Raw genomic sequence first — 22,131 nt, forward strand, 5'->3', positions numbered from 1 at the left:
CATGCCGGTGGCATGTAACGTCGCAGATGGGCACAAAGACAAGCAAGAAAGGGAACAATGGGGGATGAGCCCGTCCAATGTAGCATACAGATTGCTGAAACCGTTTGAGTACCATGAACCGGGCAGTGCTCAAGAGGCCGTGGATTTGCTTTCCCGATACGGTGCTGGTGCCGCGGTGATCGCCGGCGGCACGGATCTTTTGATCTCCATGAAAAAGCGTGAACTCAATCCGGTCCACCTGATTTCCATTGCAAAAATCCCCGACCTGGACTTCATCGAAAGAACCAGTGACGGTGGATTCAGACTGGGTCCCCTCGCCACCCACACGGCCATCGCGCAATCCCCTTTGATTAAAAAGCATCTTCCCATGCTGGCCACCGCCTGTGGCAATGTGGGAACGCCTCAGGTCCGCAACATGGGGACCATTGGGGGCAATCTGTGCAAGGCCGGCCCGTCTCAGGATACGCCGCCGGTTCTGGTCGCCCTCGAAACCGAACTCAGGCTTCTGGGACCGCAGGGCGATCGGACCGTTCCCCTTGACAGCTTTTGTACCGGCCCTTTTTGCACCATCATCGAGCCGGATGAACTGGTGGTGGAAATTCGGGTGCCGCCGCTGCCGCCGTCGAGCGCCGGATGTTACAAATATAGTACCAAGGTCACGGTCGAAGATGAAACCCTGGCGGGCGCCGGCGTGGTTCTGGTCTGCAAGGATGAAAATACCTGCCTGGACCTGAGGATCGGCCTGAGTTCCGTTGCTCCCATGGCCATCCGGGCCCGTATGGCCGAAGCGGTGCTTCGGGGCCAGGCCATCAACACCGAACGCATCATCGAGGCGGCCAGAACGGCATCCATGGAAGCCGAACCGCGTTCCAGGGCCGAGTACCGGCGACACATGATATACGTGTTGGTCCGGGACGCCATTAACGAACTTTGGCAGGGTATTGCCTGTAACCTGAAGGAAACCGCCCCATGAAGATGATTGCTCGATTTATCGTCAACGGCGAGGCCCACGAGCTCGCCATTGAACCGCATCAACTCCTCATCGAAGTTTTAAGGGATCAATTGCGGCTCACGGGAACCAAGCACAGTTGCGGGGCCGGCAATTGCGGCGCCTGCACGATCCTTTTGGATGGCACGCCGGTCCTGTCCTGCATGACACTTGCCATTACCGCAAGGGACAAAGAAATCACCACCATTGAGGGACTGGCCCAAGGCGAGGTCCTGCATCCCATCCAGAAAGCCTTTGTGGATCATGGAGCCATCCAATGCGGATACTGCACTCCCGGCATGATCCTGTCGGCCAAGGCCACGGGAGAAGCCAAGTATGCGGGCGACATCCATCTGCCCGGGATGCTGATTGCCAAGGTGTTGCGGTGTCCCCATGCCCATGCCGAGATCGCGCGCCTCGACACGACCAAGGCTGAAGAGCTTGCCGGTGTTGCAGCGGTGATTACCGATCGTGATATGGAAGGCTGGAATTTTTTCGATCGGGGCATGAAAGACAAGCCCCTGGTTGCCGGCGGGTATCGCGTGCCGCCCGAAGAAGGCGTTATCAACATCCGGAAGGAAATGTGGAAAAAGCCCTGGCAGAGGCCGACTACGTAGCGACAGGATCATTCAAGACCGGCAAACAGGAGCATTGCACCCAGGAGACCGCCGCCTGTGTGGCTAATGTGGATGCCGGCGGCCGGCTCAACGTATGGTCCCAATGCCAGCTGGCGCATCTGGCCAGGCGTGAACTGGCCCATATCTTCAAGCTCCCGGTAGGCCGGATCAAAATCACGACGCCCTTTGTCGGCGGCAGCTTCGGTCAACGCGGCGCCCTTTGAGCCGAGCCTGTTGCGGTTGCCCTGGCGCTCAAGACCAAAAAACCGGTCAAATTTGTGATGTCCCGGGAAGAACAATTCGTCGGTCTTGAAAGCCGCACCGGATTCGATCGGATAGAGGTCCGTCTGGGTTTCAAAAAGGACGGAACCCTGACGGCCTTTGACACGTATATGCTCGGCCGGCTGGGCGGCTACATGGGATGCGGCCCCATGTCCTCGGTCATCGGCATGACGCTGGCCATGGGCCACTACCGTTGCCCCAATCGCGCGGGATCATCGGATATGGTCATGACCAACACCCCGCCTTCCGGCGCCATGCGCGGGTTCGGAAATGAGAACATGAGCTTTTGCATGGAGCAGCTCATGGACGAAGCCGCCGAAGCTTTGGGGATAGACCCAATCGATATCCGCCTGACAAACGCCAAACAGGTCGGGGACACCGCCGCCATGGGGCTGCGCCTGGAGAGCACCTACATGGCGGATTGCCTTAAGATCGGCGCAGCGAAATTCGGCTGGAAAGAAAGGCAGGGGGCTGACCGTTCTCAAACGGGAAAGGTCAGACGCGGATACGGCTTGGCTACCATGAGCCATTGCACCGGCGCTGCGCCGCTGTATCTGGAGCATTCCAATGCCATGGTCAAGTTCAACGAGGACGGATCAGTGGACCTGATCGTGCACCCCGCGCCCGTGGGCCAGCACATTTGGGGAGCATTGTCCCAAATCTGTGCCGAAGAACTGGGTATTCGGGCCGAAGATGTGCACATCATCGGCGATAATACGGACGTCACCCTGTTCGAGTACGGTTCCGACGCGAGCCGTTCCACCTATGCCGTGGGCGGGGCCACCCTGCGGGCAGCCAGGCAGGCCAAGGCGCAACTTCTCTCCTGGGCAGCCGAAATGCTTGATGTGCCAGTCACTGATCTTTTTGTGAAGGATCGCATTGTCTATTTCAAAAACGACCCGGACAAGCACATACCCATCAGCGAGGTATGCTTTGAGGCGATTTACCGTTTCGATGGCAGAGCGACAAACTTTTTCGGCAAACAGTCTTTTGAACCCGAATGGAATTCACCGACTTACGGCGCCTATTTTGCGGAAGTCGCGGTGAACACGGAAACCGGCCGGGTGACCGTAGACCGATTGGTGACGGTGATCGACTGCGGCACCCCGATCAATCCAATGGCTGTGGAAGGCCAGCTGGAGGGGGCCATCCAGCAGGAAATCGGTCTGGCCCTGACGGAAAATTACCTGATCAAAAAGGAAACCGGCGTGGTGGAAACCACCAACTTCGATTCCTATAAAGTGCCAACAGCCCTTGATATGCCCAAGATCGACATCCACATCGTCGACAAACCAGACCCCAAAGGCCCCTTCGGGGCGAAAGGCGTCGGCGAATCGGGAACGGTCGGCGTGGCCCCTGCCATCGCCAATGCCATCTATAACGCTGTAGGCGTAAGGATGAGAGCGCTTCCCATCCCCCCCGAACGCGTGCTTGCAGCCCTGGCCGAAAAAAATGCGTGTAAACCGGACAGTGAGAATTAATCAAATTAATCCACATCTTCACAGATAAACGCCTATCGTCAAATCAGGATTGCAAATGAATGTTTAAAAGCTTGATAAAATCCTTTGGATTATGGGTACGCATAATTCTACCCAAAGGCTGTGGTTGTGATGGGCAAGCGGAAATAGTAAAGTCATCCGGGTCGGCAAGGAATTTCTTTACTTCAATCAAGGCGTTTTGAGCAAACTCATCTTTTTCTTTTGCAATTTCTTTTTCGATATCTCCAATCAAAGCCTTTTTGAAGTCTTCTGCAGATACGTTTTTTTGTTCAGCGCCAAACTTGATAAGACGGTCAACCAGTGAATCATCTTGATATTCAATTCTTGCTTCGTGGAAAATAATCTGCGGAAAACTAAAAATGAGCATTGCTATTTCTACCGGCTCAAGAGAGATGTTGCCCAGCCGAAACCCCACACTGATTTTTCCTATATCATCTGCGCCTAGGCTCAGTTTCTGTATGTTTAATTCTCTTTTTTCCTTGTCGCAGGTGTAATTGGTGGTCAAGTTGACCATCAATTTATCGTTGTATCCTAACGCCCTGAGTTTATGTGCATTTTTTCCAAGATCATTTATATTCAACCCGATTCCATTGCAGGTCATGGAAAGAAAAGAGGGGATATCTGATTGGTCATCAAAGTCTGAAATGATAATTTCATCAATGCTGATTTTTTCCTTTGCATTTACTGGAGAAACAAGAATATCAAAAAGATGCACATCCGTGCGCAACAGATCAACACTGACTTTTTTATAATCAACATCAACGATGCTGGCATTCTTTGCGATAACTTCGTTCACTTTCGCTTCAGCCGCATTTGAGGCGTACATCTGGATGCCCCAATAAACGGCGAATAAAGCCAATGCAAGGCCAATACCGGCAATTAGTTTCTTGATCATTGTATTCTCCTTATTCTTTATCCAACATTTCGCTCTGTTGAAATTTTAGAGCAGAAAGGAAAAACGAATCCCCAGCGTTGCAAAAATCGGAGGGCTTCAGAGCCATAAGTCTTCGGAATGGGGGTCGTTCAGGGCTTCGGGTTTGACAACATGGATTTGCCCTCGCCTTTTTTCGATGATGCCTTTTTGGCGCAAATCGCTGAGCACACGCAGCGCCGATTCGGTGGTCGTGCTCGCCAGATCGGCGATTTCCACCGAGGTGAAGTTAAGCCGGGGACCAAATTTTTCGGACAGGTGGAACAGCACCCGTTTGAGTCGCTGGACCACTTTTTTCTCCTGCATGTCCAGAATCCGGCTGTTCGAACTGTCCAGCGCCTGGCCGAGGATTTCGATAATATTGATCACCAATTGCGGATGGGAAAAAGCCACCCCGATAAAATCCTTCCTTTCAACGCAAACGACCGTTGAATCTGCCGCCGCCTCGACCACATTCGACATCGGCTTGCCGATAAACGGACCGATCAGATTGGTCGGTTCTCCCGGCCCTGCTAAAAGATAGGTCAGCCGCTTGCCGAGCGGCGAATATTTGCATACGCGGATCATCCCTTCCTCCACGATCATGAAGCTGTCGGATGGTTCCCAGGCCTGGGTGAGGATGTCGTTTTTTTTATATCGTTTTAAAACAGCCAATCCGGCAAGTTCCTCCTGGGCCTTCGGGGGAACGCCTTGCATTACGGCCGCCCGGTTGAATAGGGCGATAATCCTGTCAAGGTTTATGCTTATATTGGATTTTGTCATATACCCTGTTTAGCGAATCTGAAGCGTTTGTGAAATCTTTTTTTGGCGTTGGCCACTCTACAAACTGAACGGCAATCATAACAAACCTATCCCTCATAATATAACTTTCGGAAGCATGATCGGGGTCATAGACGAAAAGTACTGTTTCAAGGTAAGGAGCATTCACCCCCTGACAAAAAAGAAAGCAAAAAAGGAGTGTGAAATGGAAGCAAACATTGATCTGCACGAAATGGATGCAATGGCCCGAAGAATCCAGCTTGCGGCTGAACGCCTGAATCGTTTAGGTAAAAAGTTTCCTACCCTGACAAAAAACTCTCTAAATGTGCTTACCAGCGCTAAAATGCTTGAACTCAATATAAACGATCTGATCAATCGTAAAAATTAGCAAATCATCCGAATATTGACCTGCCGTTCGATAGCACAGATCGGGCTTGGTTCTAACTTCGCTCACCTATAAGGGCTGATCCCATTTTGCCTCGCGTTCCCACGCTCCTGCGTGGCAACGCGGGGTATGCGGGCAAAATTAGCGCCAAACCCCGCGGGTTATTACGTGGTAAAAACGGTCAATAAAGAACTCACACCAATCTATCATACTGAAATTCATCTAATTTTATCCTAATCGGCTAATTTTCAATCCAAAACCGGCTGATTAGGAAAAGGGATTGTTGATTCCATTCCCTAAGCGCGTGTTTCCGATATCTGCATCGGTATCGATGCCGTATGGGGTTATCTTTTCCCGAAACATAAAAGTATCTCCCGTTTACCCTATCTTTCCGCCCTTCACCCTGAAGCCAAGCCGATTTTTTATTTCCTCAACAAGCAGCTTACTACCGACTGCAATGCGATTGGTCTATTTGTCATCAAAGATATGATGAAAAATACCAGGTGCATCTATAGTATTCAAGATAATGTTTTTGGGCTGCGTTATCGGTTGAAAGCGGTATTGATTATACAGCGTTTTCCCTCTGGTCTTGCCAAAAACATTGTCTTAAACCCTATATCTTGGCAATTGACAACGATGGTCGGAGGACGCTACGCTAAAGCGAAGCGATCATGCTTCGCATTTTCAAAGCGATTGGCACACAATCACGGCCTTCAATGCACACCATCCGTAAACCATGATGGAAGTGAACGATGCTTGAATACATGGTTCGAATAATGGTGGTTATCCTGACCAGTCCATTCATTTTTTCAACCGTTCGCGCAGATGTCAACGTGCTGGTCATCCCGAAAAACGCTAAATCAGCGTTTTGGAATATTGTGGACAAGGGCGCTCAACAAGCTGGAAATGATCTGGGTATCCGTGTTACATGGCGAGGTCCAGGCAGCGAAGATCAACGCGATGCGCAGATCAAAATTATCAAATATGGGATCAGGAAAAAGTTCGATGCCATTGTACTTGCCCCCAACCACACGACTGCTGCGGCCCATGCTTTAAAAAAGGCCGTTGAAAATGGCATCAAAATCGTTCTCATCGACTCCAACATGGCATCCGGGTATCACGATTGTCTGGTGGAGTCTGACAATTACAAGGCGGGCCAAACGGCTGCCGACCACCTTGCCCTATTGGTAGGGGATGACGGCCGGGTCATCCTGGCAAGGCATATTCAAAACAACGCCTCAACCAATGATCGTGAACAGGGTTTTTGGAACACGATCAAATCGCACTATCCAGGATTGGAAATTGTCGCTGATCCATATGTGGGTTCAACAATGGGTTCGGCGTATCACGCCATGTCTTCCCTTCTTGACAAGGAACCGGCCGTTGATGCAATCTTCTCAGTCAATGGAATAATAACGCAGGGCACCTTGCAAGCATTAAAAAGCAAGGGGCTCCAGGGAAAAATCAAATTTATCGGCTTTGATTTAAATCCTGCCATCATGGATGCGATTATCAACCATGAACTGGATGCGACCATCGTTCAGGACCCATTCCGGATCGGCTACACGGGAGTCAAGGTCGCTTATAAACTTATCCTTCATGAGAAGGTGCCCGAAAAAATTTTTACCGACACCATACTGTTAACGACCGAAAATTATCAAACCGGCAAGATACAAGAATTCTTAGCCCCTCATCTAAGTTATCAGAAATAAACCCCAATGTTGTTGCACACCGCTATCATCCATACCGTTTTACAGTTGTGGATAGCGTGTAGAGCACCTTTTGCAACATCGCCTTCAATTCGTTCCGCGCCGCCTCCTGTTCTTCGTCATCACCGGATCGCAGGGCGTTGAAAAAGCGTGCGCAGATTTTCCGCGAAGATTCGTCCCATTCATACGTTAGACCGGCTTTAGCCGGCAGCTTTTTATCCTTGTAGGCATTATCGAAATCCCGCCGGCCATGGGCCCAGTTAATGATATGCGAGTAGAAGATCAGCGCCCGGTCAAGGAGAATATATAAAAATTGGATCTGTTCGTGGGGGCCGGTCTTTATCTGATGTCCGCCCAGGGTAAGGCCGGCCACCTTTGTTTTGGCCAACTGCTTGTCCCCGCCCAAGGCCATCCACCCCGCGCCGACCGCACCGGCAATGGCGGAAAAAACACCAAAGGTTACGCCGGCGGCCGCGACATCGATGGCCGCACCAACAGCCGCACCGCTGACCCCGGCGGTGATAATCAGCTGCTTCCGGGTGAGCCCCAACACCTGCCATGTCTTTTTGTCAAACAGGTCTTCGTGCAAAATCGATTGCGCCGGCAACTCGTAATTGAAAATATTGTGCTTGAAAAGCCCGCGAATACGCTTATGGGCGCTTCGCTCCTTTTTTTCAATGTCCTGACTGTATTTGAGAGCCACTTCCCGACGTACTTTCTCTTCTGAACTGTTTCGGGACAAATTGCGGCTCACGGAATGGGTCAGGCAGTCGGCGAGCATGCGGCAAATGATGTCCGCCGTGACCACATTGCGCGCGTCCCAGTCATCTTTAAACGCTTTGATGACGGCTTCCAGGGCGGGCTGCCAGTCCTGGTCAATGCTCTTTAAGTTCTCCAACAGGGCGATTCGTTCTGCATAAGTGGCCTGATGGGCGTTGAACCGGCGCACGGCATTGAAGTGTTTGCGGAACTCGCTCTTCCATTGTTCCAGGTAGCTCTGTTCCGTCTCCTTGCTGTTAATGATTGCCATGCGCGGACACCCGGTCATGCGCAGAATTTCCATTTCCGCACGATCCACCTTGCGCAGGGGACGCGAACCGTCCACCACGTAGATAATGCCCGCGCCTTCGGTGATCGGTTTGAGCAATTCGCAGTCATCACGAAAATCCGGATTTTCCAGGTGTGCGTCCCGAAACGCCCGGACAATCATCTCGTCCGGGCCGGTATACTCCCGCATCCACTGTAAAGTAGCCTTGGGATTCTGAAATCCTGGCGTATCGATGAACCGGATCAACTCTTTGCCGTCGATGATCACGGGAAAGGTCTGGCATTCGATCGTCTCTCCGGGCGTCGGCGTCACCCTTACGCTGTCATCTTCTGCCAGAGTGGAAACCACGGATGATTTACCCTCGTTGGGGTGGCCGACAATGGCGAATTCAGGTATACGCTTATCATTCATGCGGGTACAAGCCTCTCCAGACGCAAATACGGGTCTCCGAACGTTTGCAGTTTTCGTTGCCATGTATGCCAGTCCGCTGCGCTGGGTGGAGTAAAGATGGTTTCCGGCCTGGGCCGACCGACCAGTCCGATTTCGATTTTCGCGCGTTCTCCCATGGCCTCTCTCAAGTCAGATAAAAAGGTGAGAAATTCCCTGATCGGCGGTTGCCAGGCTTCCTGAAGTATAAAAATCCCTGGAATTTGATCAGACCATTCAAAATCACCCAGCCGCTGAATGATCTCGCGGTCAGCCGCCAGATTATCGCCGAACTTGAGAATCTCACCGATCTGGGCGGCCAGTGCTTTTTGAACATGATTTCGCAGTTCGTCAGTGGGGCATTCGTCAAAAATATCGTCCGGTATCAAAGCCATCAGCTGTCGATCCTGGGTGGTGGCAACGTTGGTTTGCGCATCCGGCTCCGGAAAAGCAAGCGGCACATCGGACTCCGGATTGGCGGCTGACGGCTCCCCCCTGGTGCTCACTCGGGGGGTCTGAAGTCGTTGGTAAAGCCGGTCAATATCGCTGTGACTGAAATCGATGCGCTTCAGGGACTGGCGGGTGCGAAAAACGCCGAAAACAAACAGAAGCATGCGCGGCAACAGTCCGTAAAATATCACGGCAAAGCATAAAAAGGGCCACCATGCCACGAGATCGCCGGTCGCCAGGTGATATATCCCCTCTTTCAGCACCATATGGCTGCCCTCGACCTGTGCCAGGCTGGGATACGCCAGATCCGCGGGCAATAGCCATGCCCACGGCATGGCAATGGTGTGAACCAGGTTGTAAACCGTCTGTGCACTGGGCTGCAGGGTTGATTGCCATCCGAACGCCAGATCCGTCCCGAGCACTCGCAATAATGTGCCGGTCAGTACACCAAGATTCAACGCCACACCGAATATCTGGAACAGCCGAAACACCGGCCAGAAAAACAGGTTGCCATAAATCTTTCGCCTGCCGCGCAGCAATCCGATCGTAGCGGCAACGGCGCCCTGTTTTTCAGCAGATAGCCGTTTCAATGCCTTTTGCTTAAACTTCAGGGAGACAAAGACCGCCAGTCGGCCGATCAATCCATAGAGAACGGATCCGCTGAATCCACCGGGACGAATGCAATGGACCGTAATCACCAGTGTCGTGATCATTAAAATGGCAATCTGAAAAAAGACCAGAATCCCCAGGTAAGATGCGATGTTGACAGGCTGGACACCTGAATACCGCAGCAATGCGGCTGCCATCCCCCAGCCGGTAATGCCGGCCATGATAAAGAAAAGCACCTGAAGCAGACCGTATATTTCTGAATAGGTCTCTCCGGGAAGGAAAGCGGTGTCAGGATGGTTGGCTTTTTCGATTTCTCGCTTGCGGTCGAGCCATTTTCGGATCACATGGCGGCGCGACGCAGGCGCGGACGCATCAAGGGCTGGGAGGATGTGTTGGACATAGATATCGCGGTCCTGACCGGGGTCGGTCGTCCCCGGGCCATTTAATCGGAGAAAATATTCCAGGTCAAGGATGTCGGGTATTTGCCAATCGGTTTTCATTCCATCTTGTCTTTTAATGATAAGCGGATTGGGATACGGCGCTTCAACGGCGGTTTATGCCAGTTTATACTCAAATCCCTGCAAAATGGCAAGATTAGGGTCGCGGAAGCGCTTTAAGAAAGACCAAGCTTGTGTTTCTTTTTTTCAAGATTTGCAAAAAATTTCCTGGAGTCAACAACAAACCGTGTGTGAGTACCCTCGGCTACCTTTTCAACTGAGTCGTGGGCTTCTACGTGATAGGTCAGTTTCCTTCCTTCAATGGCAGTTAATTGTGCTGTTGCAACAATAGTCGCTCCAATCGGTGATGCGGAAAGGTGTTTCATATTATTGGACACGCCTACCGTCATGTAGTTTTCAGGCAGGAATTCATGGACGAATATACAAGCGGTTTCCATAACACCAACAAGGTGAGGTGTACCTAAAACCGGCATCCCCTTGTAACCGACAGCTTCGGCGCTGTTTTCGTCTGAGACAATGATACTCAGTGTGCTTTCCATTCCAATTTTCAATCCTGAAAGGTCGATTTCGCTCATTGATTTTTCTCTCACTTTAGGTAATAAATTCTTTTAAATCAGATTTAAGGATTCTTTCCAGTTCGACGATGTTTTCCTCTTTTGTTTCTGTAAACAGGAATCCAAAAACAGGGTATTCGTTGTAATCGATTTTCCGTAATTCAAGTGGGTTTTCGAAATTGGACAGCAATCGATCATAATCAAACGAAGCGATTTGAGTTCCTTCGATACCGGTTGAATTGTCAAGGACGATGATGCTGTAAAGCTTTTCTTCTTTATTTTTTAGGAGTTCTGTCCAGTCAGGTCGTTCTTGTGAAAAGTAAAGCACATAAGGATTGAATCCATAGGCGAGATAGGTCGCATCGGCGGTTGAACACCAGCCGCCAAATCTCATTGGGTTGATCTCGATTGGCAATACTGAACCGGTACGATCACGTCTGATCTCGGCGTGGACAGGAAAATTTTTCACCCCCGACAGGCGCCCGATTTGATTCAGGAATGCAGAGAATTGGTCAATATTGTTCTGTATGATTTCTTTTGATGAAATATAAACACGATCACTGACATCTTCGCTGGAAGAAAATATGTGTTTGTGAATGTTCAGAATGACGGGTTCACCTGTCGCATCAAAATAGGCATCAACTGCGAATTCCTCACCTTCAATACACTGTTCGATAATGAATGATTCTGTATTGAAAACCTCCGTTGGATAATAATCTTTGGCACGGCGTATCTCCGCCTTCATCGCTTCTTTTACCTGCTCCCATTTTTGGGAACTAGTGACCTTGTAAACGCCCATGCTAAAAAAACCAACTTTAGGCTTAATAATAAATGGCATGGGAATGTTGCTCACCGACAAATCGTCCAATTCGTATAGTTGTATTTCTCTGAAATAGAAATCAGGATACATTGGCTTTATCAGCGTTCGGAATTGCACCTTGTCTTTGAATAATTCAATTCTTTGAGGAATCTTTGTAGAGGATAAATGCTCGGCTATCCAACCAATGGAGTTTTCAGATGTAGTGTAGATCATGATATTTTCTGAAGACTCTGCTTGTTGAATCGCTTTCTCTTCATCAAGTATGTTCAATCCATTACTGAAACCGAGTTTTTCTGCAATTTTCGTTTTGACAACAGGAAATCCATTTTCTTTAATTGTTTTTCTTAAAAAATCAGAAACGTATGGTTTATCTATAAAAATCATTTTTCCACATTCTACTTTTTTGCTTTTTGAAGTATCAGGCGCCTACCCCTTTGAGTCCGTGTGAGTGGGGATGTCAGCCCTCAATTTGAAACAACTTGATGGATACAACCTTCTGATAATGAAAAAAATCATCATCATTTGTGAAGATAGGTGCATCAATTCTATTCGCCACGGCACATATCAAAAAGTCAATATGTGATCCTTGAATTCCGTTCTTACGACACTGATTGTTGAATTCTGCCGCAAGCTCATAATCGCTGTCCATGATGGAGGTATTTTCAAAATAGGACAGCTTGTCTCTTACAATTCGGTATTTGTGCAGATCGCTATAACCGGAGAGGATTTCTTGTCGAATGGGTCCAATTATGATAGCTCTCTGATCCCGAATAAGAGCGGTAAGCGTTTCGATTTCGGATTGATATTTTTTATTCTGGGAACGCAACGCATAAGACCAAATTGGCGTATCAACGAGGACCTTCAACGGTTTCTTCCCCTTTTATAGTCATAATCCGGATCCGGGTCCATTTTACCGAATATTTTTATTATCTCCAGTTGCTTACGCCTATCAATAAACTCCTTCAAGGCAAGATTGACAGTATCCTTTTTAGTTTTTAGCCCACTTATTTCTAAAGCTTCATTTAATAACTTAGTATCTATCGCCAGATTAGACGCCATTGAGCACCTCCGTTTTCACACTAATTATTACACATTCTCATGTGTGTCAACAGGTGTAGACTTGCAATGATAAGCATAACCGTTCGCTGCATAGAGGTTATAAAGCCCTATCGTATCGCCATGCTTACCCATTTTCATGTATACTAGGATTTAGATCGCCCAGTTCAAGTTTAAATATTAAGGGCGTGATATACGCGTCAAGTTAAAAAACTTGCCCAAAATCAGTTAAATATACTATAGACAAATCGACTGTTTCAAACTTGCAACATGGGAACGTTTTCTTGTATCAGCAAAATTACCAATTTGGACGTTGAAATATTGATAAACAAGAAAGGGGAAAAGACATGGCAAGGTACAAATTACTTATTCTGTGTGGCATTCTGGTACTGGTATTTGGCGGTCAGGCCTTTGGCGGCGGCAAACTGGTTAACGGTATCGACGCCAATTTCCCGCCCTTTGCATTCATTGACAAGACCGGTAAACCCAGCGGTTTTGACGTCGAGGCCATGGACCTGGTGGCAAAAGAGATAGGCATGGAAGTAACCCACCAACCTATCGAGTGGGATGGCATCATTACCAGCCTTCTCACCAAAAAGATCGACATCATCGCCTCCGGTATGAGCATAACGGAAGAGCGGGCAAAGAAAGTTAATTTCTCCATTCCCTACTGGATCATCAAGCAGGTCATGGTCGTCAAGAAAGACTCATCAATGACCATCGATGAAATACTGAACGGTAAGAAGGCCGTCGGTGTTCAGCAGGGCACATCGGAGGCCAAATGGATCAAGGAAGAGGCCGCCAAAAAAGGCTGGAATCTTAAACTGCATTACTATAGCTCCGCTCCGCTGGCTGTTGAGGACGTGCTTAACGGCAGAATCGATGCGGCAGCCATGGATGACGCGCCGGCAATGGATGCCGCAGGCAAGAAAGACGTCAAGATCGTCGGCACTTTCGGCATGCATGAAGAAGAGTTTGGCTACGCGGTTCGCAAAGAAGATGCGGAACTGCTGGCTAAAGTCAACGCCGCGCTTAAAAACCTGATGGCCACACCCAAATGGACCGCGTTGATCGAAAAGTATGAATTGAACAAGTAGTCTTTTCTACTGAACAGGCCCTGGGACGTACCGTCCCAGGGCCTGTTTCATCTGTGCGGTCAACGGGCCTATCGTCTTAAGACAAAAGCAACAAGAGGAAAAAAAAGGTTTTCTTTTCTTTCCGTTACCCGGTAACAATCAGTCAGGCTTGGCTGTAAAAACACCCCAGGTAGTCCCATGCCAAACGCGCTATCGGTCGTTATCGACGCCCTTCCTTATCTACTGCAGGGATCCCTATTGACAGTGGGCATCGTTATTGCCGCGATGTCCCTGGGCCTGATCATCGGAACCTTCATGGCTGTGGGGCTGGTCTACGGCAACAAGATCGTCCGCTATCTGCTGACGGTCTATCTGTGGATCTTCAGAGGGGTGCCGGTGGTCGTGCTGCTCTTTTTGTTCTATTTCGGAATCTTCAACTTTCTCGGACTGCAGTTCAGCGCTTTCACGGCCGTGACCATCGTCCTGGGGATGATTACCGGTGCCTATCAGGCCAATATCTTCAGGGGTGCAATTCTTTCGCTGCCCCAGGGCCAGTTCAAGGCGGCGAGTGGTCTGGGCATGACCGACGGCCAGGCAATACGAAGCATCATCCTTCCACAGATATTGCGGATCTCCATTCCGGCCTGGTCCAACGAGTTTTCGATCATCCTCAAGGATTCGGCCCTGGCCTTTGTCATCGGCGCGCCGGAAATCATGGCAAGGACACAGTTCGTGGCATCGCGCACCTACCAGCACCTGTCCATGTATATTACAGCGGGCATCATCTACTTTATTCTTACCTGGGCCGGCGTAATGGCGCTCAGAAAACTCGAACAGCATGTGCATATACCCGGCTATTCATACAACGGAAACCAATGAACAATCGACACGCCATACTGAAATGTACGGACATTTCCAAATCGTACGGTAACCAGACCATACTCAGCGATGTCAGTGTAGAACTGGCCAAAGGTGAAATCAAGGTGCTGATCGGCCCTTCAGGTGGCGGGAAAAGCACCCTGCTGCAGTGCATCAACTGTCTGGTCGTTCCGGATTCCGGAGAAATCATGATGGAAGGCCAACGCATTGACCTGACCCGCAAGCAGGATCTTTACCGGCTGCGACAGCAGGTTGGAATGATTTTTCAGGACTTCAACCTGTTTGACCACCTCACGGCGTTGGATAATATCACCATCGCCTTGCGCAAAGTCAAAAAACTGAACAAGGTGGAGGCGAAAGAAAGGGCCCTGCTCGAGCTCGACCAGGTGGGACTTGCCGATAAGGCGTCGCTCTACCCGGCCCAGCTTTCCGGCGGACAGAAACAACGCGTCGCCATTGCCAGGGCACTGGCCATGGATCCGAAAATCCTGCTTTTGGACGAACCGACCTCAGCCCTTGATCCCACGCTTATCGGAGAAGTCATTGCGGTCATCAAGGGGCTGGCGGTCAAGGGCATGACCATGATCATGGCCACCCATCAGATCAGCCTCATCAGCAACATTGCCGATGAAATTCTTTTTATGGAAACGGGGCGGATCGTTGAGCACGGAACGCCGGCCATGCTACTCGGCTGCGGCAGCGACAGCAGGTCCCAGGCTTTTTGTGACAAGCTAAACGACCTGTCGGCTACGGAGGGATAGCCATGGAACTGTCGCCCTTCTATCAGGAGCTTCTCACCAGCCTGAACCGTGGTGTGATCATGTCGGTCGCGCTCATTGTTCCTTCGGCAGTGGGCGGTGTACTGATTGGTATTCTTGCCGGCGCTGTCCGTACCTTCGGCGGCAGGGTGACCAGGGCCGTCGGCGATGGATATGCCGCCGTTTTCCGCGGCACGCCACTGGTGGTGCAGCTGTTCGTCCTCTATTTCGGACTGCCGAACCTGGGCATCTACTTTTCACCCTATGCAGCCGCCGTCACGGGCTTTACCCTTTGCAGCGGTGCCTATCAATCGGAATATGTGCGCGGTGCGCTCCTATCCATCAAAAGAGGCCAGCATCTCGGCGCCCAGGCACTGGGATTCACCACCTTTCAGACCATTTTCTGGATCATCGTCCCCCAGGCCATACGGCGGGCCATTCACGGGTGCGGCAACGAGATCATCTATCTGATCAAATACTCATCCCTGGCTTTCATCGTTACCTGCATCGAACTGACGGGGGAGGGCAAGACCATCGCTACCGAGTATTTCCGCTTTACAGAGGTGTTCACCATCATCGGCCTCTACTATCTCGTACTGGTCTCCCTGGCCATGCTTATTCTGAAAAAAATTGAAAAAGGCCTTGCCATTCCCGGCTTCGGCCATCAATAAAAACATCAACCGACTTGTGATCCGACGACCATGGATGCATACACGCCTGTCAAAGAAAAAATAAGAAGCATCATCGAAAATCATCTTGGCACCGGAAGCATCGTCACCGATCCGGATACTCTGACGCAGTGCGCCGGCGATGCCTCCCATTTGCGTTTTACTCCGGAACTGGTAGTCCGCCCAAAAACCGTGCACGACATCCAGACTCTGATGCGACTGGCCAATGTTCACCGATTTCCCGTGACGCCACGCGGCGGTGGATCAGGCCTTGCCGGCGGCTGCCTGCCGACCTGTGGCGGTGTGGTGCTGCTCCTTGACGGATTCAATCAGATCATGGAAATAGACCGCAGGAACCTCATCATGCGCGTTCAGCCGGGGGTTATCAGCCAGAAGGTGCGTGAAGCCGCGGCGGACGCGGGCCTGTTTTATCCACCGGATCCAGCCGGCATGGATCAGAGTACCATCGGCGGCAATGCCGCCACCGATGCCGGAGGGCCGGCCTGCGTCAAGTATGGCACCACCCGGGACTACATTCTCGGACTCGAAGCCGTGCTCCCCAACGGCCAGCAGATCGCCACCGGTGTGAGAACCCGAAAAGGTGTGGTCGGATACGATCTCACCAATCTGCTGGTGGGCAGTGAAGGGACCCTGGGCATCATCACCTCACTGATCCTTAAACTCGTCCCCAAACCCCCTGCCGTGAAAACGATGATGGCCGTGTTCGAAAACATGGTATCGGCCATGAACGGTGTAGCCGCCATTATTGGAGAAGGATATCTGCCCAGTGCCATCGAGTTCCTCGATCATCGCTGTCTCAAACTCATCAGCGACCTGCTGCCCTTTTCATTGACCCACCCCAGGCCTTCCGTTCTCATCATCGAGGTGGACGGTCCAGGGCGCCAGGTGAACGAGGACATGCAGGCAATCATCGACATTGTCCGAAAAGAGTCGGCCATCGAGACGCTCATGGCGGATTCGGATGAAGAGCGAGAGAAAATCTGGTCCGTACGACGGGCGGTCAGCCTGCGTATTCATGACCACGCCAAAATCTATATCCCGGAAGATATTGCCGTCCCGATCACAGCGATTGCCGAGCTTGTCGACGCGTTGCCTGACTATGAAAATAAGTACGGGATTGAGATTTTTGCCTTTGGACATGCCGGTGACGGCAACATTCATCTCAATATCACCACCCAGCAGCTTGAAAAGGAAGCACTGGCCTGGCAGGGTACCAAGGCGCTGCTCGAACTGACACTGCGTCTACAGGGCACGATCTCCGGCGAACACGGCATCGGTCTGGCCAAACGCGACTATATATCCATGGAGCTTTCAAATACCAGCATCGAGCTGCAAAAACAGATCAAGGCGCTTTTCGATCCCAACCACGTACTCAACCCAGGCAAGATCTTTCCGTAAAATCGAGAAAAACAATGGAGGGTAGATCCATGTGATTCGTCGGCTCGTCCATGACAATAATATGTGGCAGACGGGTCATGCCCAGCGCCAGCAACAACTTACGCGTTTCACCGGGGCTGGGGCGGAATTTTCCAGTAAACGGCGTGGACGCGTGCCCAGACGACTGATGATCGTCATGACATGCCCCAATTTCGCTTTTGGGAGTTCCTTGACTATCGTCAAAATTTCCTTTGAAGGCTGTCTTTTTGGCAGATAGCCTGAAAGTTCGAATTCTGTGATGTTATCTTCTTTTCAACCCGTGACTCCTTATTTTCTGTACCAGATACAGTTGCTATATGATGAGGTAAATCAACATATCTATGAATTCATTTTCTGTATAGAAAAATTTGGGCTTGGTTCTAACTTCGTCCACTGACCTCTCGTTCCCACGCTCTGCATGAGTACGAGAGGCAAAACAGGATTGCCCCCTTTTTTCAGTCTGTCCAGGAACAACTTACCAGAGTCTCCGTATCCGTCTTGTTGGGTACAGCTACTTTCAATCAACTTCTTTAGGCTCTGTAAGAAGCTTAATGGCTTGCAAAATTTGAAGAATACGATTTTTAGGCAAAGTTCCAATTTTTTCGGATAAATCGCTTTTATTCACGGTGAAAATCTGTGAGATGTTCACTACGCTTTTTTTGGGCAAATTTGCTTCACCCTTTTCTAATTGGACGTTTCCAGGAGCATCTGCTCTTTTGATGTTCGAGGTGAGAGAGCAGACAACTACCGTATTAATCCTGCTACGGTTGAAAAGATTATTTTGAATAACAACATGTGGATGGCGATACCCAGGCTCGGACCCACTCGGAGAATCGAAATCTATCCAGAACACATCTCCTTGATTAATTACCATTGATCTTTCACCAATTTATAATGGCGGGAACGCATTTGTGTCACCGTAGGCTCGGATTCTGGAGCGTCTTCGTATGCATCGTTAAGCAATTGAAGAAGCTCCAAATTGTTGTGTCGTTCAATAAACTCCTTAGCAGCCATGGAAAATAGGCGACTCCTTGAAACTTTTAAATTTTTTGCAAGGATATCCATCTTTTCAAAAATTGGTTTTTCGATTGATATAGCTGTTTTGACATTTGGCATGTTGTCACCTCCATTGATGAATAAAGTGTAACCAATGGTATTACTGATGTCAATACTACGCCTTGTCATCTGCATCCAACGGTTCAATCAGCGCACCGGTTCTTAGGTTCCGTTCGACAATTTATCCAAGTCGTTCGAGAAAGCGATATCGATCTTGTTCATCAAGGAATGTTTTCCGGCGTTCAATTCCCCGAACGATGATATGCTATAACGTTCTGGGGGGCATCTATTCTTGCTTGTCTCAGCATTTTTTATGTGTATCGCCTTTGCTTGAATATAGAAACGCATAATTTCATGCCCGTTATATATTAAAATCATTAAGGAAAATACCTCCACAAGTAGTATAAAATAGAAGCTGTTTCGCGTAGAAAAAGAGAATTCCTCCTGATAAACAAAAAGGAAAAATATCTTTGCTAATTGAAAAGCAGGAGGAACGAAAATGGATGACATTGCACGCTTTTTATTGTTTATCAAACTCCGTAGCCAGATTCGCGGCTCGGACAACCACCTGATCGTCGGAATCGATATTGCCAAGGACAAGCACCATGCTTTTTTCGGTACCCCCAAAGGCCAGTCATTGTGGCGGCGCCTGATTTTTACCAACGATCTGTCAGGGTTTAACCGGCTCACATGTGCCTATCTGGTCCTGTACAAAAGGCTGTCGCTGCCGAAGTTGACAATGAGAGGGGTCTGAGTATACCCAATCTTCTTGCCTATCCTTACGGTAAGGTCTCTTGAAAAGCTTCCAAGCTCCGTAACCGTCACCTTTCCATCCCTATTTATGTCTGCTTTGTTTTGCAGGCCAGTCATAACCGCATGCGTGAACAGGCCATTTCCTTTGTATCCATCCAGGGCTTCCTGTGTGGAGCTGGCGGATGTATACATATGAAGCCCCATGCTCTTAGCAAGAACAGTCATCCTGGCGTCATAGAGCCCACTGAAGAGGTTATTGACACCCCCAGCATGACAGGTGTCAAAGATAAACAACTGCTCCAACGCCTTCAGTTTCTTGGACACATCCATGATCTCATCCGACCGTATTAAACAATCACCGTCAATATATCCAGGGTAATCATGAGTGACAATCGAATAGACGCCTTGATTCAATACCCCATGACTGGCTATGAACAGCACAAATCTGTCCACGGGCCTAATCTTGGCCCCTATTTTAATAAGCGTGGCTAGAATTCCCTGTTTTGTTGCATCATTGTCAAGCAGTCTATAGACGTGAACCTTCTCTGCACCGAATACAGTCGCCACCTTTGAAGAGAGCCTGGCGAGCAAATCCTCCGCATCCTTCACGGCATATCTGAGGGTTGAAGCCCTGTCCCTGTATTTATCTATCCCAACAGCCATGATGAATATTCTGGCATCCTCCCGTGGTACATCAGCATATATCCTTGTTGTCCTTATTTCGCTCTGAACCGTGTTGGAAGCGTTGAAAGCCGCAATGCCGACTTCATTTTCGCCGGACACCACGTCAATACCCACTTTCCCAATGAACGAATTTCCCTTTGGGTGTGTTTGGACGAGACTGCCCTTTTCAAGGGCCACGGTTACCCCTCTCAGCTGCCTTGTGATGACATCAGCAGTCAGGCTAGCCAGTTTCACAGGCTTCCCCTGCCCGACTTTCGCCAAATCCCTGTAAAATCCGTCAGACTGAATGAGCTTGCCGTTGTGAAAGACTCTAACTTCCCCTATTCCTCCCCCGGTGCTGGAAATCTTGTACTGAAACTCAACCTTCTTCTTGCTTGTTCTGGTTGGTGCCCCCATTATTTCTATTCTGGGCGGTGGCGATGACAAGGCATCCTGCACCGTCAAAGTCACAAGTGGCCTGATATCTTCCCCGCTGAGCTTCCTGTCCACCAAGTCCGGCCGATAGAACACATCATATAATTGATTGAAATCGATTGGTGCCAACCCCCTCACGTAATGGATGTATTCGTTGAATCGGCCGGTTCCTGCGAAATAACCCTCCGGAGTTACGGTCACACTTGCATTCCTGCCAATCTCATACCTGTTTGCCAAAAGGCGCCCCGAACCGAGATCAAATATCTTCTTTGTGCCATTGGTAGTATATGCTATGAGGCTGTTTCCCTTTCTCATCACATCGGCCAGCATTCCATCATATCTGAAAGTGTTTTCAGGCCTCATCTCCTTGTCAACCGGCAGCTCACGCACCATGGCTCGCTTTTGCCTTTTGAGGTTGTAAGAGACAATCGCCCCTTCATTGTCATTGATCAACAACAGGTAACCGTCCATCATCACCACGCCGCCGGAGCCGACAAGAGGACCCCTTCTCTTCCGCTGAATGGGGTATATGCCCTTCAGAGGCGCAGTCGATCCCAACAGCTTGCCGTCAAGGTCCAACACATAGAACATGTGCTCATAGGTCAGGTCTCTAACCAGGACAGCCACTCTATTCTTCTCATCCACAAGCTCTGGTTCGAAGATGTCTGCAGATGCAGCGCCGATCCACCCATTAGTAGTTATAAGCTTTCTCTTTGCTCCGGCTGTACCCTTGCTAACAAAAAACGTCCTCTGGTCTCGGTCGAGACTGCGCCCTACTTCAAGCTTGAAAGCACTCGGCTTACGGTACTTGTCTGGATCAATCCTCTCTCTTTGCACACTGAGATTGGAACAGTACTTGTCCCTGACTGACCTGGTAAAATTATCACTTCTGCTGACTTCAACACTGTGGAAATACTTCTTTCCATCAAACGATCGCACCCTCATTGTTCCGATTGGATTGAACCTTGAGTCGAACATGTGGGCTATATTGTCACTACAACGATATTCTGGCAATCCCTGCCATTCCTGTGTTTCCTCACAGTTGTCACCAGGGCTGACCCTTCCCTGGAAATGACCTTCAAGCAGATAATACCGGTTATTCTGATACCCTACGTCTATTATTGAAGCTGCATTACTTCTGAGTCCCACAACCTGCCGAATTTCCTTTTTCTTGCCCTGCTCGTAATCATAGACCAGCCATAGGCTCCTCCCCCTGGGGGAACAATCAATCATGACGATGTACCTGCCGGTAATGACAAATCCAGAGGAGAGCGTGCCATGAACCGAAAAGATCTGCGTAATGGAGTCCTTGTGAATGTCAATCCTGTACAAAGCACGCGTTGTCTGAATGTACACGGCGCCTTTCAGAGCGAAGATAGCCATCCCTGGCCCGTCCTGAACTTTGTATTCGGAAATCAGTTTCCCATATCTTTTATTCCATATCTTAAGCATCTGGTCGTTTCTGGAGTATGTGGCAACCAGCGACTGGTCTATATTATGTTTAATGTGAACATTCTTGAGGTGCTTTCGGTTCACCATCGTCTTGACTCGGACAGTCCCTGTTTGCCTCGCACGGAGGTCGTGTCGGGCACCAGAAGAAGCCTGTTTTGTTGAAACCGATATGGATCTTCCGCTCCTGGCAAAGCGTTCACCCGCATATGACAAACCGCATGAGCTGTTGGTGATGACGACAAACACAATCGCGGCCACTGCAACAAAGAATCCTCTACCTTTCATGTTTTCCTCCCAATCTCTTTTTCAAGCTCAGTGGACATTCACCTGTAACAACTTATGAAACACATTTTAAGCTGCAGC

At 49.7% G+C, this 22,131-nt stretch carries 22 protein-coding genes and 1 pseudogene; 12 read left to right on the plus strand and 11 right to left on the minus strand.

From position 1 onward, the window contains the following. The first annotated feature begins 64 nt into the window (after positions 1–64). From Dvar_RS41680 to Dvar_RS41695, 4 genes and pseudogenes are all read left to right on the plus strand, one after another. Positions 65–973: an FAD binding domain-containing protein gene (locus Dvar_RS41680; protein ID WP_419659373.1), complete on the plus strand. Its 909-nt coding sequence runs from the start codon at positions 65–67 to the stop codon at positions 971–973. Beyond that, positions 970–1,605 carry a 2Fe-2S iron-sulfur cluster-binding protein gene (locus tag Dvar_RS41685; protein ID WP_419659374.1) on the plus strand — a complete coding sequence of 212 codons (636 nt, stop codon included), beginning with the start codon at positions 970–972 and terminating at the stop codon, positions 1,603–1,605. The genes Dvar_RS41680 and Dvar_RS41685 overlap by 4 nt, the downstream gene beginning before the upstream one ends. Further along, positions 1,572–2,189 (plus strand): annotated as a pseudogene (locus Dvar_RS41690) (xanthine dehydrogenase family protein molybdopterin-binding subunit); the annotation flags it as partial. The gene Dvar_RS41685 and the pseudogene Dvar_RS41690, both read left to right, overlap by 34 nt. 111 nt (positions 2,190–2,300) lie before the next feature. Continuing rightward, positions 2,301–3,368, plus strand: coding sequence for a xanthine dehydrogenase family protein molybdopterin-binding subunit (locus Dvar_RS41695; RefSeq protein WP_419664235.1), 1,068 nt, complete (start codon positions 2,301–2,303; stop codon positions 3,366–3,368). Positions 3,369–3,411: 43 nt separating this feature from the next. On the opposite strand, the gene Dvar_RS41700 is transcribed toward Dvar_RS41695, so the two are convergent. Then, on the minus strand, positions 3,412–4,281 hold the full coding sequence (locus tag Dvar_RS41700) for a hypothetical protein (RefSeq protein ID WP_419659375.1): 870 nt from the start codon (positions 4,279–4,281) through the stop codon (positions 3,412–3,414). 96 nt (positions 4,282–4,377) lie between these two features. After that, positions 4,378–5,013 carry a Crp/Fnr family transcriptional regulator gene (locus Dvar_RS41705; protein WP_419659376.1) on the minus strand — a complete coding sequence of 212 codons (636 nt, stop codon included), beginning with the start codon at positions 5,011–5,013 and terminating at the stop codon, positions 4,378–4,380. A gap of 268 nt (positions 5,014–5,281) precedes the next feature. On the opposite strand from Dvar_RS41705, the gene Dvar_RS41710 reads away from it, so the two are divergent. Both Dvar_RS41710 and Dvar_RS41715 read left to right on the plus strand, forming a co-directional pair. Continuing rightward, a complete protein-coding gene (locus tag Dvar_RS41710) occupies positions 5,282–5,464 on the plus strand; it encodes a hypothetical protein (protein ID WP_419659377.1) in 183 nt (60 codons plus the stop codon). Positions 5,465–6,213: 749 nt separating this feature from the next. After that, on the plus strand, positions 6,214–7,173 hold the full coding sequence (locus tag Dvar_RS41715) for a substrate-binding domain-containing protein (protein ID WP_419659378.1): 960 nt from the start codon (positions 6,214–6,216) through the stop codon (positions 7,171–7,173). A gap of 25 nt (positions 7,174–7,198) precedes the next feature. On the opposite strand, the gene Dvar_RS41720 is transcribed toward Dvar_RS41715, so the two are convergent. The 6 genes from Dvar_RS41720 to Dvar_RS41745 form a co-directional block, all read right to left on the minus strand. Further along, positions 7,199–8,629, minus strand: coding sequence for a GTPase/DUF3482 domain-containing protein (locus Dvar_RS41720; RefSeq protein ID WP_419659379.1), 1,431 nt, complete (start codon positions 8,627–8,629; stop codon positions 7,199–7,201). Then, positions 8,626–10,203: a DUF2868 domain-containing protein gene (locus Dvar_RS41725; RefSeq protein WP_419659380.1), complete on the minus strand. Its 1,578-nt coding sequence runs from the start codon at positions 10,201–10,203 to the stop codon at positions 8,626–8,628. The genes Dvar_RS41720 and Dvar_RS41725 overlap by 4 nt, the downstream gene beginning before the upstream one ends. Positions 10,204–10,316: 113 nt before the next feature. After that, on the minus strand, positions 10,317–10,736 hold the full coding sequence (locus tag Dvar_RS41730) for a thioesterase family protein (RefSeq protein ID WP_419659381.1): 420 nt from the start codon (positions 10,734–10,736) through the stop codon (positions 10,317–10,319). Positions 10,737–10,752: 16 nt separating this feature from the next. Then, positions 10,753–11,919: an ATP-grasp domain-containing protein gene (locus tag Dvar_RS41735; protein ID WP_419659382.1), complete on the minus strand. Its 1,167-nt coding sequence runs from the start codon at positions 11,917–11,919 to the stop codon at positions 10,753–10,755. Between the two features lie 73 nt (positions 11,920–11,992). Beyond that, positions 11,993–12,400, minus strand: a complete 408-nt coding sequence (locus tag Dvar_RS41740; protein WP_419659383.1) for a PIN domain-containing protein — start codon at positions 12,398–12,400, stop codon at positions 11,993–11,995. Then, on the minus strand, positions 12,397–12,594 hold the full coding sequence (locus Dvar_RS41745) for a type II toxin-antitoxin system VapB family antitoxin (RefSeq protein ID WP_419659384.1): 198 nt from the start codon (positions 12,592–12,594) through the stop codon (positions 12,397–12,399). The genes Dvar_RS41740 and Dvar_RS41745 overlap by 4 nt, the downstream gene beginning before the upstream one ends. A gap of 344 nt (positions 12,595–12,938) precedes the next feature. Here Dvar_RS41745 and Dvar_RS41750 point away from each other — a divergent pair, with 344 nt between their 5' ends. The 5 genes from Dvar_RS41750 to Dvar_RS41770 all read left to right on the plus strand — a co-directional run bounded on the left by Dvar_RS41750 (position 12,939) and on the right by Dvar_RS41770 (position 17,391). Further along, complete coding sequence (locus Dvar_RS41750) at positions 12,939–13,688, plus strand: transporter substrate-binding domain-containing protein (protein ID WP_419659385.1); 750 nt, start codon at positions 12,939–12,941, stop codon at positions 13,686–13,688. A 177-nt stretch (positions 13,689–13,865) separates the two neighbouring features. Next, positions 13,866–14,546 carry an amino acid ABC transporter permease gene (locus Dvar_RS41755; protein ID WP_419659386.1) on the plus strand — a complete coding sequence of 227 codons (681 nt, stop codon included), beginning with the start codon at positions 13,866–13,868 and terminating at the stop codon, positions 14,544–14,546. Next, entirely contained in the window at positions 14,543–15,307 is a 765-nt protein-coding gene (locus tag Dvar_RS41760; protein ID WP_419659387.1) for an amino acid ABC transporter ATP-binding protein, read from the plus strand. The genes Dvar_RS41755 and Dvar_RS41760 overlap by 4 nt, the downstream gene beginning before the upstream one ends. A 2-nt stretch (positions 15,308–15,309) precedes the next feature. Beyond that, positions 15,310–15,975: an amino acid ABC transporter permease gene (locus tag Dvar_RS41765; RefSeq protein ID WP_419659388.1), complete on the plus strand. Its 666-nt coding sequence runs from the start codon at positions 15,310–15,312 to the stop codon at positions 15,973–15,975. A gap of 30 nt (positions 15,976–16,005) precedes the next feature. Beyond that, entirely contained in the window at positions 16,006–17,391 is a 1,386-nt protein-coding gene (locus Dvar_RS41770) for an FAD-binding oxidoreductase (protein WP_419659389.1), read from the plus strand. A 535-nt stretch (positions 17,392–17,926) separates the two neighbouring features. Here the strand turns inward: Dvar_RS41770 and Dvar_RS41775 are convergent. Both Dvar_RS41775 and Dvar_RS41780 read right to left on the minus strand, forming a co-directional pair. Beyond that, on the minus strand, positions 17,927–18,283 hold the full coding sequence (locus Dvar_RS41775; protein ID WP_419659390.1) for a type II toxin-antitoxin system PemK/MazF family toxin: 357 nt from the start codon (positions 18,281–18,283) through the stop codon (positions 17,927–17,929). Then, positions 18,277–18,525 carry a CopG family transcriptional regulator gene (locus Dvar_RS41780; RefSeq protein WP_419659391.1) on the minus strand — a complete coding sequence of 83 codons (249 nt, stop codon included), beginning with the start codon at positions 18,523–18,525 and terminating at the stop codon, positions 18,277–18,279. The genes Dvar_RS41775 and Dvar_RS41780 overlap by 7 nt, the downstream gene beginning before the upstream one ends. A gap of 439 nt (positions 18,526–18,964) precedes the next feature. On the opposite strand from Dvar_RS41780, the gene Dvar_RS41785 reads away from it, so the two are divergent. After that, positions 18,965–19,219 (plus strand): hypothetical protein, encoded by a 255-nt coding sequence (locus Dvar_RS41785; RefSeq protein WP_419659392.1) that lies wholly within the window; start codon positions 18,965–18,967, stop codon positions 19,217–19,219. On the opposite strand, the gene Dvar_RS41790 is transcribed toward Dvar_RS41785, so the two are convergent. Then, positions 19,162–22,053 (minus strand): caspase family protein, encoded by a 2,892-nt coding sequence (locus Dvar_RS41790; RefSeq protein WP_419659393.1) that lies wholly within the window; start codon positions 22,051–22,053, stop codon positions 19,162–19,164. The two genes, Dvar_RS41785 and Dvar_RS41790, sit on opposite strands and share 58 nt — an antisense overlap. Between the last annotated feature and the right edge of the window lie 78 nt (positions 22,054–22,131).

Origin of the sequence: Desulfosarcina variabilis str. Montpellier, assembly GCF_048565275.1 — a bacterium.
Lineage (GTDB): Bacteria > Desulfobacterota > Desulfobacteria > Desulfobacterales > Desulfosarcinaceae > Desulfosarcina > Desulfosarcina variabilis.